This window comes from uncultured Thalassolituus sp., assembly GCF_950066645.1.
Classification (GTDB): domain Bacteria; phylum Pseudomonadota; class Gammaproteobacteria; order Pseudomonadales; family Oceanobacteraceae; genus Thalassolituus.
Genome location: NZ_CATMFB010000003.1, coordinates 224,172 through 241,450 on the forward strand (window position 1 = coordinate 224,172; position 17,279 = coordinate 241,450).

Annotated in this window: 4 protein-coding genes; all 4 read left to right on the plus strand. The window is 57.5% G+C overall.

What is annotated here, in order from left to right; all coding sequences use genetic code 11:
- The first annotated feature begins 109 nt into the window (after positions 1–109).
- From Q1L85_RS04480 to Q1L85_RS04495, 4 genes are read left to right on the plus strand one after another with little or no spacing between them, the layout of a single operon-like run.
- Positions 110–6,520 carry a Calx-beta domain-containing protein gene (locus Q1L85_RS04480; protein ID WP_300432410.1) on the plus strand — a complete coding sequence of 2,137 codons (6,411 nt, stop codon included), beginning with the start codon at positions 110–112 and terminating at the stop codon, positions 6,518–6,520.
- Positions 6,507–9,728, plus strand: a complete 3,222-nt coding sequence (locus Q1L85_RS04485; RefSeq protein WP_300425693.1) for a hypothetical protein — start codon at positions 6,507–6,509, stop codon at positions 9,726–9,728. The genes Q1L85_RS04480 and Q1L85_RS04485 overlap by 14 nt, the downstream gene beginning before the upstream one ends.
- Positions 9,725–14,050, plus strand: a complete 4,326-nt coding sequence (locus tag Q1L85_RS04490; RefSeq protein WP_300425694.1) for a hypothetical protein — start codon at positions 9,725–9,727, stop codon at positions 14,048–14,050. The genes Q1L85_RS04485 and Q1L85_RS04490 overlap by 4 nt, the downstream gene beginning before the upstream one ends.
- A complete protein-coding gene (locus tag Q1L85_RS04495; protein ID WP_300432413.1) occupies positions 14,047–17,277 on the plus strand; it encodes a hypothetical protein in 3,231 nt (1,076 codons plus the stop codon). The genes Q1L85_RS04490 and Q1L85_RS04495 overlap by 4 nt, the downstream gene beginning before the upstream one ends.
- The last annotated feature ends 2 nt before the right edge of the window (positions 17,278–17,279 follow it).

Consider the following 17,279-nt stretch of genomic DNA (forward strand, 5'->3'; position numbering starts at 1 on the left):
GCGACAGGGCCATACGAAAGTATCGGCCCTAATGTACTCTATTAAGCCCCCTGAAATCAGCGGAAAATTGCACACTCTGGTAATCACCATGAGTTCAGGGACGTTTCTGATGGACAAGACCACTCGCCATGTCGTTTTTATCCTGATGACAGCAGCGCTCGTCAGCGGCTGTGACTCAGGAAGTTCCGGGCAGGAAGACCCGGTCACCCCGCCCGTCACCCCGGCACCCGGCAATACGGAGGTCGTTATCTCCGGTGTTGTTGAAAAAGGGCCATTTCAACAGATGCAGATGAATGCCTGGACAATGGACGGTAACGGTCAGCGCTCACCGCTACCAGCAGAGGTGAACGGCAATCAATATGCTGTGTCTGCGCAGGAAGGAGAGATTGTCTTCCTTGAAGCGTCGGGCACCTTTACCAACGAATTCAGTGGCGAACTGCAACCGCTCGACCAACCTCTGCGCGCCATCACCCCCGCCGATGGTCAGCCTCAGAACATCAACCTGTTCACCGATCTCGCTGCACGATGGGCGATGACTCAGTCTGACACGCCAGATGCAGGCCTGATAAAACAGGGGGAACAGGAAACGATGCGCCTCCTCGGCCTGCCACCAGAAACAGACCCCGGGCAGCTGGGCTTCGCTGCTATCAGGGAAGGCGCCGGCCTGAGCGACCCGTCGGTGCAACTGCTGCTGTTCTCTGCCTTCGTGCTTTCTGAGCAGGGCGATCTTCCCGCTGGAGGGCTGGGTGCCGCTTTTGACACCTTCAGAGAAACCTTTGGCCCCGTGCCGGATGGCGGCCAACCACCCATGGACTTCTTTGCCGGCATGGACCCGCAATGGCTGCTGGATGCGGTTATTAATGCCGGTGTCCTGAGCGATTTACCGCCGCTGAACCTGGGTGAGATGCCCGTGTTCGTGTGCGATCCACTATGTCACTGGTTCGACCCAGAGACACCGAGCATCAGCCTGAGCGGGACGACCATCTACGAATCAGACGGTGTCGCCACTGTCACTCTGAGCCGCACCGGCACAGACCTCGGCGATCTGGATGTGACGCTGAACATTGCCTCTGCAAGTGCCATCCCTGGCGAAGATTATCTGACGCCGGCCACCACCCTGACCTTCGCGGGTAGCGACCGCACGCTGGATATCCCTCTTGAGTTAATCATCGATACACAGGCAGAAGTGGATGAAACCATCACGGTCAGTATCAATACCGCCACAGACGCTGGCGGCAACGACGTCACGCTCGGTCAGAGCAGCGCAACAATCACCATCAAAGACGGTGCGCCTGTTCTGGCGGGCAGCGCGGTTGCTCCCACCCGGCTTTGCCTGATCAGCAGTGGTCAGGGTGACGAACTCGCCGCCGACAGCAGTTTTTCAGCACCTCTGACAGACCATTGTCAGAACCCGACCGACCCGCAGGTATTACTCACGGACGAGTTACCCCTGCTGCGTCTGGGTGTCGGCCTGCAGGACAGCTGCAGCAGTGGCTGTAGCGATCAGCTGATCAATCTCTCGCTCGCCCGGGGTGGCGACTCGCCATCATCAGTGACTCTGGGCCAGTACCGCTTTCCCGCCAACTCCATATCCCCGAGCGATGGCATCACTGAACTGCCGGTCGTCGCGTTGAATGACGCCGCAGCACTGCAACTGCTGCAGGGTGCCGCCGCGGCTGGTGATCCGGTTGAATTCATTGCGGCATCAGCCACTGACTCTGCCCTGGAGGTGTCTTCTTCCAGCCCCCTGCTCATTCCTCTGCCTTCTCAGGCAGAATTCGGTGATCGTACGCTGCACTTCGAAAACCCGGTGATCGACAGTGCTCTGTCCTGCCCGGAGGGGAGTCTCGGCATATCCGATACCTACGGCTACCTGTTGAGCGATGCCGCCCCCGACGCAACCGTCGGTATTCCGGGCAGTGCCTGTATTGATATCACTTCTCTCAATGCGGCAACACCGGCGTCGGTAGCCCAGGCAGATATCGATATCGGCACCTGGGTCTCAGAACTGCCGGAGTGGCATTTTATGCAGCTCGAGGTCTTGGATGGCGCCCCCTCCGGCGACCAGCTCGCCAGCAGCGCCTCGCCTCTGTTTATCTGGGATTACAACACCCTGGTGCCCGGCATCACAGTCACCACCTACGTTGGCGCAGAGCACCTGCCGTTTCTGTACGCCATCAGCGACGCCCGCCTGACCGAGCGAGGACTCGAACTGGCATACAGCGGCACACGGCTGCGCACGCAAACCGGCTTCGCCAGCAACGACCCCCGCGCCAACGCAGGGTTCTCTAACCTCAGCCCCTATCTCAGTGGCCAGTCCGGCAGCCTGTTACTGACCGTCGATGGCATCAGCGCCAACACAAACTTCAATGCCCGGGGCGCGGTATCCGCCTACCCGCTGGGAATGATTGAGTGGGGTGGATTCACAGCCCAGGTCAACCAGGGCGAGCTGGCTCCCTCTGATGCTTATATTGAATACACACTGGCCCAGCAAAGTACCGGCTGTGCCGATCTCAGCTGTACCGCGAACGGCAGTAACCGTTATGAATTGAGTGCCGCAGCGGCACAGATTTCAGCGCATGGCATCATGGCCACCGGCGGTACACTGGCCAGTGATGCCACCTTAAGCTGGGGCGCCAACATTGCGGGCAACGCCTGGTCATCGGCAGATGCCACACTCGCCGGAGCCTCCGTCAGTCTGAACCTGCCCGGAAATGCACCCGCCAGCATAGACTCGGCGGCTGATCTGCTGCAGGCCCACCGGACAGCAAACACGATCGCGGCGCCGGGCTCGGATGACTTTATCCGTGGCAACCAGTTCCCTCCGGGACTGACATTCGGCCCTGAGACTTACGCCAACGCTTCGGAGGGCCAACCCGAAGCGGGTTCTGGCAGTCTTCTCACGGGAACCGACCTGACGCTGACAACCACATCCGGCAGTGTGTCTCTCGACAGCAGCCCCGCCACCAAGTGGGTGGTACGCAGCGACGGGGTCACTGGGGTATACAACGCCCAGCCGGACAGCCTGCCGGTCTCTGCAACCCTGCAGGGCTACGACTTTACCTTCGACCGCTTTGCAATTCGTACACGGATGAACGAAGTCGACGAGTACAACTGGGTTGATGGAGGCCTGGTTCTTAACGGTGACGCCGGTGGCAACGATGGCTGGGAAATTAATTTCACCAATCAGGTCATCGCCTGTGACGGTGCATTAGGCCGCTCGGTTCTGTCAGAAGAACAATGCGGTGGTAAGACCTGCCAGCTCGCCAGCTGGCGCGCTGACAGTGAGTTGCTCGATATGAGTTTCAGCCCGCTGGCCTCATGCAGTGCCACCAGCCAGGCCATGGAGCTGGGCATGGAAAGCCATTTCCTCGCACTCGATAAACCCGTGATGCTGAGCACCCGCTGGAACCCGGATGGCACTCTGATCGACTCACACGCCCATGCGCTGGATCAGTACCGGCTCGATCAGCGCGACGGAACGGAAGGCTTTCCGCTACAGATGAGTGCCGCCAACCTGCTCCCGGTTCTGGACGTGAATACCGGAACAGAAACCGTACGGTACGGCACCTTAGGTATGAAGGGCCGGGTCGCCCTGCCGTTCTGGAATGCACTCGACACCGAAGGACGCCTGGCCAACACACTGAGTTTCGGGCTGCCCTCCCCGGAGCCGAGCGTCCTGGTCAACGAAAACCAGATGAGCCTGCTGCTCAGTGAAAAACCGCAGGCACTGAATATGGATCTGCTCAGCCACATTAACAGCGAAGCCAGGTTTGATCTGGATGGCCGCTATGACTGGGGCAACACCGGCATGGGCTTCAGCCTGCCCGTCTATTACGCCGACACAAACACCAGCGAACAGGCGACCTTTATCGGACGGACTTTAAGCAAAGACCTGTATGTCATGGAGGTAAATGCCGGCATTAACTTTATCGAACCCGTGCGCACCAGCCTGAGCTTTGGCGCCAGCGCCGATTTTGAAAAGCTGCGTGAAGTCCGCTTTCAGATCGAACTGGGCAAAGGTGACGGGCTTGCGAAAGTTGATGACCTGCTGATCACTGCGCGCATCATCGACGACCCGGTGATCGAACCCACGTTTAATATCGTGAACACTCAGGTTGAGCGGGTAAACCGGTTTGCCGGACGCGGCATTGATGAGCTGATCGAACAAGCCCTGCTGGAAGCGTTAGAACAGACCGGAGCGGCCGTAGGCTCTGCCCTGCCAACGAACGAAGATCCGTTTGATACCCTGGCAGGAGGCCTCGCCCGCCTGCGTTCGATACCCGGCGAGATCACCAATCTGCTGGATGAACGTCTGTTCGCACCTGCCACAGAAGGCGTCGACCAGCTTGAACAACGGCTGCGTCAGCCACTGCAGGACATGATCAACGATATCTATGCGCTGCCTGCAAACGATCCTGTTCCACAAAGCGTCTACGATCAGTTGGATAATGCACAGGCTCAATTGAGCACCGCCATCACAAAAATCGAGCGGCCGTTTGATCAGTTCGGGCAACTGCAGCAGGAAGTGCAGGGCAAGATCAACGACGCCGGCGACATCATCAGCAAAGTCAGGAATGCCCAGCAGGAAATCGGGCTGATTCTGACCGATGTGACCGATGTCGTAACCGCACAATGCAGCAACAGTGGCACTCTGGGCGCCGAAGTGAATGGCTATCTGCAATCGAGTCTGACCGGCGTTGCCGACCTGCGCACACTCGCAGGCCTGCTTCAGGGGTCAGATCTGCTGGTCGTGGTGGCTGATCTGGCTGCGGATGATCCGCAGGTCAGGGAGAACCTGATCAAAGCCCAGCAGAAAATTCAGGATGCTGCCTCCGAAATCACAACACGCCTGAATACGGCGGAAGACGCACTACGCAGTCACCTCTGCAACAGCGACATCAGCGCACTGCTGAGCGACGCCAACCATCTTCTGACACAGATTAACGACGCCGTCACCGTCATCGATGCCTCCATCACCGACGTCAACAACGCCGTGACAGAGGCTGGTCATGCTGCCCGCCAGCTGGAGGCGCAGCTACTGACCCCATTAACGAAATTTCAGTCAATGCTGACTCAGGCCAGCCAGACGCTTCGTGACGCGGGCACCAGCTCGGACGGTCCTGCACTGGTTGCGCTGCTCGATACGCAGCTTGCCGCGGTCACCGAGCAGGAACTCAATTGTATTGTGCAGCGCGATATCAGTACTCCCTGCAACGATATCTTTGCGGTCACCATCGCCCCGGTAAAAACGGAGATTCAGATCCTTCGGAATACCGCCATTGCTCAGCTGGAAGACGCCGCCAATCAGCATATTCCGGATGTGGCCTACCTGAACGCCGCACAGCTGCGTGGCCAGCTGGTCGGGCACATCATGAACAGTGCGCCGGTACGCACCGTCCGCGAGGCCGTGAATACCCAGCTGGTCGAGGTAATGCGTCAGCTCCAGAACGCACTGCTGACTCTGACCGATAAAGCCAATGAGGCAGTACAGGTGGCGCTGCAGAAGGTCGAAAATCAGGCCAACGAAGCGCTCGATACCGCTCTGGCACCGGTGAAGAATATCCCCCTCACCAGTGCCTCACTGGACGGTTTCGCCACGATTGCAGGCAACGATCTGGAGCGGCTGCATATCGATGCAGAATGGACCATGCTGCCCTCAACGGAAGGCGACCCGGGCAACACCTTCGGCGCTGCACTGGATGCCGTCAGCTGGGATGCGAATGGTAAAGCGGCGGGGTGTGATGCGGGTGGCGACACTGGCAGTAACCTCGATGTCACGATTTCAGTGCTCAACGTACCCGCTAACATCGGCGAGTCTGAGCTGAACCTGGCCAAGGTCTATCTTGGCTTTACCCTCGATGGTGCATCCCCGATCGGAGTTGCCGGTGGTCTGCGCGCCGAGGGTGAAATCAAATTCACTGAGTTTCAGATTTACGACCCCGCCTTTGCCGCAGGCCTTGGTAAGAAAGAGATTTATCTCGGCGCCGCAGCAGGTGCGGTATTCAGTGCGATTCAGGCAGAAGTCGCCTTCCTTGCCGGCAAGACCTGCAATCAGGACGTTCTCATGGATCTGGATCCCAAGGTTGCTCAGTTTATTCCGCTGCCTGATACCGGGTTTACCGGCGCCTATGTACGCGGCGCCGCTTCTATTCCGATTTATTCCAACGGCTGCCCTCTGACGATAGGCGCAGCAGCCGATATGGGCGCCTGGGTACTGGCCGGCCCCCCCGTCACACTCGGCGGTCTGGTCGGCGGGGGGGCCTACGGCAAAGTCGGCTGTGTCGGAGCCTTGCGTGGGCAGATCCGTGCCCTCGGACAGGTAAATACCGACGGAGACATGACCTTTGTGGGAGAAGGCTTCGGCGTTGCCGGGCTGGGCTTATGCGAACCGGCGACCTGGACGTCTGTCGAGCGCAGCCGCAAAGACAAACTGTGTGGCACCGGGGATGCAATCCTGCGTGCGGGCTACATGAATGGCTGGTCAATTATGGAGATGTCGGTCAGTGCGATACATTAATTTCTTCAATGGCAAGCAGGCCTGCAGTGCCTTTCTTATCAGTGCTCTCGGTCTGTCGGCCAGCCCATCGGCCCTGGCAGAAGCTCAGTTTTATCTGTTAGCAAAGCCTGCACCTGTGGCCTCTCTCACAGGAACAGCCCGATCACCCGAAGCCGTGTATCTGCGCTGGGATCTGGTTGAAGGCGGACTGCCGGCAGACATCAGTGGCTTCCGCCTCTATCGCGACGGCACTCTGATCGGTGACTTCCCGGCCTCGGGAGCGATGCCCGAGGCTGACATCGCCGCTCTGTACCAGGGGCCACATCAACAACGCCGCCTGTTAGAGCGCGTCAGCGCCCTGAAAGAGGAAGCCACCCGGGATGAAAGCGTGGAAGATTTTCCCGTCAGTCAGTTTGCTGGTCGTATCCACGAGCGCCTGACGTCCGGTGAAGACAGTTTCTGGGCCTCCTTTACCGCCACTCAGGACTTTAACGTCGCCGCAGCACGCTATCGCGCAACCTATGATTATCCGGGCACAGGTACCTTCGCCTATGAGCTGAAAGCCGTCAGTACGATAGCTGCAGAACGTCGTATCGGCTATGCCGAAGTGGACACAACGCAGCCCGCTCGCGTACTTGCAAATCAGAACTTCAGCCAGATTCTGCAAAGTGCCTGTGATGAGCCGGATTTCCGCGATCATTACACCGTCGCGCTCAACTGGGATGGCCCACAGACCGGCAGTCAGGCGGATGAACTGGCCCACCGTCTGTTTGTAGGCGGTTATGACCTCTACCGGACCACCAGCAATCTCGATGACTCCGTCCTCAGTGCTCCGCTACGCGATCTCGCCGCCGAGGCTGCGACAACAGGAGCCGATGCTCAGGGTCAGGTGCAGTTCACTGATCTGGAACGGGTGAACGATGTGCTGGTACTGTCTCAGCCCGATAACACCCCGACTCCGGAGTGGCTGGAAACCCGCGAGGACCTGATCAGAGCAGGTCTGAAACCGGGTGATAAACGTGCGTATTATCTGGTCGCGCGGGATTTTACCGGGCAATTTGGCCCGACCATGGCGACCATAGTCACAGTGCCGGACATGGCACGTCCACCAGCCCCGTGGGATATCCGGGTATATCTTGATGAAGCGCAGCAACATGCAGAACTGAACTTCCCCGCCATTAACGTCACCTCATACCTTGAGCGTGCTGGCGATACCCGCGAGATCTGTCTGACCGACGCCGCCGCTGACGGCATCATCGAATTTGTGCCGGAGGGCAAAAACTGTCTCACGACTCCGACCACCCGGGTCCACACCCACATCGATAAATACATGCTTTATCGCTTCGACAGCTTCGATGCTGCCAGCAGATTCAAAGACAGCGATGGCGATGGCTACGCCGATATGGATGAGCGTCTCACCGGCAGCCAGTGTGTTCCCGCCTCCAGCACCGGGCCTGCTCTTGTAGCTGCGGATATCCCGGCCGATGCCGGTACCGACCCTCAGGGGCGCATCCGCATCACTGATCCCGAAGCGGCCATCAACAAAGGCGATGTTTACTGGTACCGCATTGCCGCGAAAAGCAAAGGCGGCAACTACAGTCTGTTGACGGAACCGGTGCGGGTGAACTTCCCGGACCGGACTCTTCCGGACGCACCGCGCGTCAACCTGACCCGCCCCAGTGACCGGGTCTGCGGCTGCAGCGTCACCTATCTGGATGACGGTTCTCCCTGGTCGTTAGCGGTATCTGACCCGATGAACCCGAACTCGATCACTGCCAGCTGTCAGGGTGCAGACCTTGGGCTCAATAAGGATGAACTACTTGATCCTGCTTACGCCGACAGCACCTACGATGTGTTCCGCGATCACTGCGCCAAAGGCGAGATGCCATTGTTCGGCCTCACCGGGTACCTGCCCGGAACGAGCTGCAAGGTCACACCGGAATACGCAGGTAACTTTTATCGCAGCGGACAGATGACGATTGAGCCCGAGTATTGCGATACGCCCGAGTTGTTCGCAGGGGGCTTCAGTGGCAGACCTGTCACCATCGATGTCGAGGGAGAGGCTGGCACCTGTGTCAGTATTTATCAGCGCATTGGGGATCTGTCCTCGCGGGTCGCCAGCAGCTGTGAAGAGGGCGTGAACACACTGACCTTCGAACATGATAAAGGTGAGTTCTGCGGTTACGCCGTCGCCCAGGACAGCAACAACAACATCTCATCCATCGAGAGCATTCCCTGCAGCGTCGGCTCAGACAACTCGGCACCGGCGCCGGTGACACCTCGCCTGAGCGACCTGCTGCTGGGCAGTGATGAGGCGACGTTGCACTGGCGCTCGCCTGTGCAGCCACAAACCGTCAACGAAATAGAACTGGAACGTACGGCACCCGCCGGTATCGCCCCCATGCGTACCACGGTTGCCGCTCTCAGCGGCGGAGACCTGCAGGCAAACTTCACTCTGCCTGCGCAGACGTCAGCGACCGAAGAATGGTGCGCGCGCGTCCGTGCGTATGGCCCGTCCGCTGATATTCATTCACCTCAGTCATCCCCGTGGAGTGCTCCCGTGTGTGTGACCCGCTCCACCAGCGTGCCACCGGCCTGGCTACCCTGGCCCGTCGCAGAGCCCGTGCCTCAAGGGGAAGATCTCACCGTTATCAATAACCGGGTAGCGCTCAGCCCCATACGCAGCCCGCTCAGTAATGGTCTGCATATTCCCCTGGTTGGTCTGTCTCAGGGCAACGTCAAAAGCTGCCTGAAATCACTCACACGCAGTGGCAGTGCCGAAAGTTACGCGCTCAACAGTGGCCACGTCTGGCTCCATATCGAATGTGACGAACGAAACGTCAGTCGCTTAAAAGCCATCATCGACCCGGCGTTGAACATGATGGTATTCCGTCAGGCCCGACGACCAGACGGCCAGATCTCTGACCTGATTCAGGTATCGCCATTGCTGATGAATGCGTTCTGGAATCCGGACGCCCAGCCGAACCCTGACGATCCGGAAGCGCCGGTCAGAGACGATGTCAGCTGGCTGAATGACCCATACATCTGGATGCGTAACGACTACACCAGCAGTGACGACGATGCTGCCGTCATTGCCTTCGTAGATCGTGCGGGTCTGGTCAGTGGCTGGGAATATCGCTACCAGATCGTCTGGTTCGATGACCGTCAGGTCATGCGTGAATGGCGCATGTCTGACTGGACGGCATACAGCACAGGAGGTGCACAATGACGGGTTCAAAGGTATACCGCAGACTGTTAGTCGCCGGTCTGATGTCCGGGCTGGCATTCCCCGCGTCTGCGTCACTGTTCAATGGCGACTTCAACAGCTACTGGGTAATCAACACGGATACTGGCGAAATTACGCCCGGAGCCTCCGGGTACTGGGAAGCAGCGTACGACCGGAGCCTGTATATCCCGGCAGCAAACGAGCAGGTGCTGGTTAACTCACTGCCGGCCAGTTCTGCACCTATGTCATCTCCCCAGCCCGTACTGTCGGTGATTGGCCTGCAGGATGTGAACGGCGATGCCAGTAATTCGGGCCTGAATATCTCGCCCGCCAATGGCGTCTACGACGGCACGGTCCGCGTTGTGATGGAGGCACTCGCTGGCAGCCCGGCAACTACCCTGAGATGGCGCATCAACGCAGGTGACTGGCAAAGCCAGGCGATCACGCCAGAACGCCGGGATGCTGCCGCCACGCTGATCGAAAACGGCAGTTATGTTGTTGAGGCACAGCTCTTTGATGGTGCACAACTGTTGGCAAGTGCTGACATGCTTTACACCGTTGCCAGTGACCACCCCAGAGGCAAGCACCGCGACACCGACAACGATGGTATCCCGGATATGGTCGAGGCCGCGCTCGGTCTGAATGCCCTGACTCCGGATGCCGGTTACGACCGTGATGGGGATGGCTGGAGCGATATCGATACCTATATCCGCTGCGGCGTCGTCAAAGCCGAAGACATTCCGGCTGAATGTGACGCAATGGAAGACGATGACAGGGACGGCTGGAGCAACTTTGATGAAGACCTGCGCGGCACCCGCTCTGATGACCCAATCGCCGTACTGCCTGACACCTATGGCGAAATAACCTCAGAAGCCTACTATCAGGCGCAACAGCGTTACCGTGAGTTTCCGGCGGCCCGACGCCTCTACGAGCGCGAATACCTCATTCCTGAATCGCGCGTATCCGACAGGCTGTTCAACCTGCAGGCGACCACCTTTGCCGGAGCGCCGCTGTGGCACAGCAATGCCTTGCTGACCGCTGACATGCTGACCGATGCAGATCTGACGGAGGCACAAGTGCAGCCCTCCCTGCTGGCGGCAACCGCAGCGCTGGCTCTGGAAGGCAGTCGACTTCCTTCTCTGCGCGCACCTGCAGGCTCCGGGGTATTTCTTCGTGGCGACTCCGCCGGTGTACTCCGCGCTGCCATGACCTATCTGCCGCCTATGGGGGATGCGACTTTTGCCGGATTCTCATCCAATCCAGAGGCCAGCAGTGACTGGTCATCCGCCCTTGAGTGGCGCGACAGTCTGGTGAAATGGCTGGAAAAAGAGCTGGTGATCAGTGGTGCTCCGGGCTTTGATGACACCACCACCCTGTCGTTATTGATGCTCGAACAGGCGCTGCGTGACGAAGCCACTGAGCGCGAAGAAAGTCGTCTGCTGGAGCTGGGCAACAGCGCCCGTCAGGGTTCCTGGCTGAGCCTCTGGCTGAATGAACATCGTCAGCGCTTCCCGACTGCAACACCCGCAGACTTTCCCGGCGACTGCTTCTTCAGAGGCGACTCCTTCTTCCCCGATGGCTGTGACGTGTCTGTCTCACCGTTCGCACAACTGATACTGAATCTGCAGAGCAGTCTTGAAGGCCCGATGGCGGAAGACAGTGCGAAATTCCAGCAATGGATCACCGATCTTCCCTCCGGCGAAGAACCATTGAGTGACTGGCTGAGCTACCAGCTTTATAACGCAGACGTCGACGCTTTAGCCGGATGCCAGGTACGCACCAGCTATCTGGAAGAATTGCAGCAGGACGCGGAACGCTTCGCCGAATTTCAGGCCGAATGCCCTGAATATCACACAGAGATCGATCTGGCAGCGGCGCTCGGGAACCAGGCGGACATACGGCATCGACTTCGCCTGGCCCTGCTCCCTGAGGGGATGCGCCAGTTGTCGATCAACAGCAGCCTCGCCAGTCACAGTGAAGACTCAGACAATGACGGCCTGAATAACCGCGATGAGCTGCGCCTGTTCGGCACAGTAAATATGGCGTTACCCTGGCTTGCAGACAGTGACAGCGACGGTACTGACGATATCGTCGATCTCTGTCCTGCCGACACCAGCAACACCTGTTATGGTGACAACCGGGTCAACCAGATTGCGCTTGAAACGTCAGAGATACAGAGCTTCCAGCGACTCAACGGTGACAGCTCAGCTCTGGTCGCCGTACAGCTGACACGTCCGGCGCTGAGCGATATCTGCGTGCAGTATGATGTCTCGACCCTCACCGGCACCCCCACCCTCAATACCACCGGAGAAGTCTGCTTCAGCACCGGTCAGAGCGTGGCACTGATCAGTGTGATTCTGCCTGAGGATGGTAGCAACGAGGCCGCGACCCTGCTGGTCGCCCTGACCGACATTAACGACCCCGGTAACACAGGTAACTACGCGCTGGGCGCAGACCTGACACAGGAGCTGGCGTTTGAACCCGCGCCAGACCTCGATCCGACCACCGCCATCGCCAGTGTCAGCAGTCCCACCGCTGGGGAGCGCAGTACCGTGCAGCTGATTGGCAGTGGCAGCAGTGCGGGCGAGGGCGGCAGTCTGACCTATCTCTGGGAGCAGACCGCTGGCCCTGATGCCCGGCTCGGCAACAGCACCGCGGCTGACAGCAGCCTGACCCTGCCGGAAGTACTTAGCGAAACGGCACTCGGCTTCCGCCTGACGGTCACTGATTCTCTGGGCGATCGCGCCAGCGCGGATATCAGTATCAGAGTACTGCCGGTTGAAGACGCCCCTGAGCAGACAGCCACGCCAGTATTCGCGCTGACTCAGGACAGTGATCTGATTCTGACACCTGAACAACTGAGCGCCTACCTGCGCGAACCGGACGGTGACCCTCTGAGCTTCGGTGAGCTGGTGGATGTGCCAGTAAGTATTAACGCAGCCCGCGACGGTAGCCATTATGTGCTGAGCGTCAGTGCAGCCGGTGGCATCGAAGCGCTGCCGAAGCGTTCATCCCGGGACCTGCGCCCGTGGCAGAACGGCGTCGCCTGGATCAGCATGGCCGGCAACGACAATCTGCCATTCGGCATCTGGAGCTGGACGCCAGAAGAAGGCGCAGAACTTATTTACGAAGCGACCGACGGAGGCAGCTTTGGAGGCCTGCTCACGATCAGCGACAACCCTGCCATCTACTTCGACAGTTTCAATGCAACCATTGGTGGCTCGGGCCCGTGGATTAACCGTATAGAAAACGGTCAACTAATATCCGTAATGGCTCCCACATTCAATGGCGTCTACGGCAACGCGATTGCTCCGGATGGCGGGCTCTACTATTGCGGCTACGGGGGGAACTGGCAGATCCTCGATCGCGATACGGATACCTTCACCGATTCGGGCATCGGCTGTTCCAACTACGAAGCTTCCGCGGTGACACTCAGTAACCGTATCTGTCTAGCAGCAATCGATACCGTCGCCTGTAGCGCAGGCGATGGCAGCAGTGACCTGACCCCGGTGTTTACCGGAAACCCCGACTACACCACCAGCCTTGGCCGCCTGTTCAGTGTTGGGAACAACGTACTTCTCACACGGAATGTGCAGGTCATTGAAGAGGGCTTTTATAAGTACTATGTCGACCTCAGTATTCTTGATCTCGCCGGCGGCGCAAGCAGCCTCGGCCTGATGCCCGTTGGCTTCGACTACCGTGTTCTGCAGACCGGTAGCGGATTGGTAGTGATCGGACAGGGCATGGACTCCGACAGCGATAAGTTTATGGCCTGGCGCTGGCAAAGTGGTGATACCGCACTGACAGAAATTTCTACTGACCTGTTAGCAGGCTACCTCAGTGACGTCAGCGGTCTGTACTTATCCGAAGCAGCGTTACTGAATGAACAAATAGTCTTCAGCGTGACAGGCAATTATCAGGACTACTACCTCTTCAGCAGCGATAACGCCGGCAATGTCGTCGACGTCAGCGTCAGCAATTTTGCAGGAAATATCCGCCCCTGGAACAACCGGCTGATGCTCAGCGTCAGCAATGGTTCTGGCGAGGGCGTCTGCCACTGGTACGAGTACACCAGCGATGCGGGCCTTAACCCCGATGCTCTTCTGCAGGACGTGAATTGCTACACCACTCAAAGCCTTGATGATGCGTTTGTGTTCGGTCAATACGACGAAGATGTCGGTGGCACTTATTTCAGCATTTACCGGCAAGGTGTCACTCCCGGCCTGTATTCGCTTGGTGTGCCCGTGGACGACGGCAAAGGCAACAGCATAGTGATGGAAATTCAGATCGAGGTTCAGAGTGATGTTGAAGGGGGTCAGCCATGAGAAAACTATCCGCCTTCACCGCGCTGTTATGCACCACTCCGCTCGTCATGATGCTGAGTGCCTGTCAGTCAGAGAAACAGCAGACCGCAGATCTCAGTCCGCGCAGTGCACTGCCTGTCGCTGCGGAGCCTCAGCCCCCGGCACCAGACAGCCCGGTCACAGAGATTGTGTTCCGGACGGTTGATCTTCCCGGGGATCAGGACGAAGACGGCATTCCTGATGACTCCGACCCCTGGCCAGACGAGTTTCCGACCTTCTCACCCGACGCGGCACTGTCGCTGGAGGTTTCCAGCCACCGTGACAATGGCCAGTCGTTTGACGATATTCTCGTCGCCGGTGACAACGTCAGCATCGCAGTCACAGCACCCGATGACGGCACCCCGCTCTGGATTCAGTGGAGAGGCGAAGGCCGCTACATCACTGAGCCAGTAGAACCCGGCATCAATGTTCTTGACGTCCCTGAGCTGCGGATCCATCAGGTGGCACTGATAGCAGGCAACCTGATCACTGGGGGATATTCTGTCTCGTGGTTCGGCGCTACAGAACCCTTTCTCTATCCGGTGACAACAAGACTGTACGCGGGCACCACAACAACTATTTACGGTGAAAACCTGAGTTCGCTCGCCTCTCTGCGCCTGGGAGACCAGACCATTGAGTGGCGCCCCCTCGGCGACGGCGTGATCTCTGCTGATCTGCCCGCCCTTCCTGACAGCGACATCCTCAGCTGGTCGGGCAGCGCCTCGTCCGAACATCACCAACGACTGGATATTATGCGGTCATTGACGCTGAAAGCCGCTCCTGAGCTGAGTGCGACAGGATGGTATTCATTTTTAAGCGACGGCCAGCATTACCTGACTGATCAGAGCACCGTTGAGATTCCGGCCGGTATCGCCTTCCGGATTTATTTCGGGCACGACCAGCGCGATATGTCACTGGCCGCACAGATCTGGCCAGATCAGGCAGAGGTGACGGTCGGAGCAGGCAGTACGCTTGAAAGCTGGTTGGTGCAGCTACTTGCCAGTCACGGACTGGCATACAGCGACTGGAAAAAGAACCGGGACTTACTCCCCGACACGCAGGACTTTGCGGATCTTCTGGCGCAATTAAATGATGAATTTAATGGCGTGTCATCTTACGGCGTAGCGCGGGCCATGTACGACAATTATCTCAGCAACGGCATAGCATGGCAGCAGCCGGACGCACTGCATGGATTGCAGGGGCTGTTTGCAGGAACAGAGCCCCTCTTTGATCAGTCGGTCACAGCAACCGGTGAATCTGAAGTCGCCGGAAAAACTTATGCCGGACTGACGGTATCAAGACACACCCATATCAAATGTACCCGATTACCCTGGGAAGCGGCGCAGGTGCCTGCCAATGCCTGGCCTTCCGATTTATGTGTTGATAACGACACTCCGACCTACGCCAGTGCGGGGGTGATCGATAACAATGGTCGCAGGCTGAGACAGCACTCTATTTCCGACTATTTTGATCCCGATATGCTCGGCCCCAAAGGCTTCGGGCTGTTCGGCATATCGTCGATTTCTTATATGGCAACCGACAGTGGCGCGCCCGTCTGCCGGATGAAACGCTGCAAGGTTGACTTTATAACAGGTGGTTTTGGTCTCACCGCCACGGATCGCCTGCCGGATCATCTGAAGGATGAATACACCTATCTGGTCATACGCACACTGGTTGAAAAAGTCATTATAGAGCTGGTCGGAAAAGTCTTCGATACCGCCGCGAATACCAAAGATTCACCGGCGATGTGCATGGTTAAAATCATTCTGAAAGATCAGACAAACCGGGCGGCACTCGCACATGTAATTCTTGATGCAGATAAAAAAATGAAAGCAACTACAGATGTCAAAGCAAAGCTGGATATTCTGTTTGAGACTGTTGTGAAATACATGCTGGAATCAATGACGGCGTTTATTGTTTCAGAAATCAGCAGTCCTTCCGCAAAAACCGCGCAGTGCTTCTCAGATATTCAGGCGAAAACCTCCGCTATGAATAAAGCCAAAGCCGTCGTGTCACGTGCTGGTGCTTTTCTGGGCAAACTTGCCGTACCGGTAAAAGTTGCTGATGCAGTAAAAACAGCCACTGATCAGTGGGAAATTTTTACGATGCCGAAATATATTACGTTCAATATAAAACCAAGAGCAGAATTACTTTCAGTCAGCACTCCTTATTATTCGTATCTGAGTGCCACACAGACCGACAGCTCACTGAAACTCTATGGATGTCACATCACCAACCAGAAAATACTTGCAGACGGAACGCCTGATCCGGACAGAAATTACTGGCCCGACATACGGTTTACCGACACGAGTGGAAAAACCGTCAGAATGGCGAGCAAGGCTGCGTATTATCAGAACGAAGCCGACCTGTGTAAAAGCAATCTGATCGTTCCGATATCAGATCTTAAGCCAGTACTCAGCCAGTTAAAGAGCGGTAAAGTCAGCGTCGACCTCAGAATTAAACTGCCCTACGACACCGATGCTTTTGAAGGCTTCCCGAGCGATGAACTGCCACTCCCCGGAGGTTCGTTCACCTGGAAAGGCGCGCCACACATAGAGGGGCTGGAAGGCGGATATCTGATTCCGGACGCCTACAACTCTATCATTGGGCATGACCTGGATGTGTTTAAAGATCAGACTCTGGCGGTTTTTCTGGTATCAACCACCTCAGACTATACCCAGAAAATAACCGATGTCCGTTATCGTGACAGCGGCGAAATTGCATTCCGGACGCCGCTGTATCTTCAGAACCTGACGTATACCCTGTCGCTGATTCCGGTCAATGACCCGGCAAACGGGGTGACGCTTAATCAGTCTCTGCCAGTGAAGCCAGCCACGTTTTCCGTTGTGCGCCTGCTGGACCGGGGTCCGGACAAGGACGACAGCATGTCGATTACTTTGTATGGTGCAGACGACAAAGCCCTGTATAAAGGCGTCAATGAAATCACCCTGGCTTATCCGCCTGCCAATGGTAAAAGCTATGCCTACACAGACTTCAACAGTAATGCCATTGTTGATGAAGACGGTGGACGACCGTCTTTCCCCATCAAAGTCGTTGTGTTCTGCGAAGATGGTGGCGAAGACGGAAACTGCACATGGGGCGTCGACGGTGAAGTGAAAAGCATCGATGGGGCAACCACCTACTCAATGAAGAAAAGCGGTAAAACCAAAGAAGGCCTCAGCTCAATATTCAGTGCGCAAGCGCTGTAAAG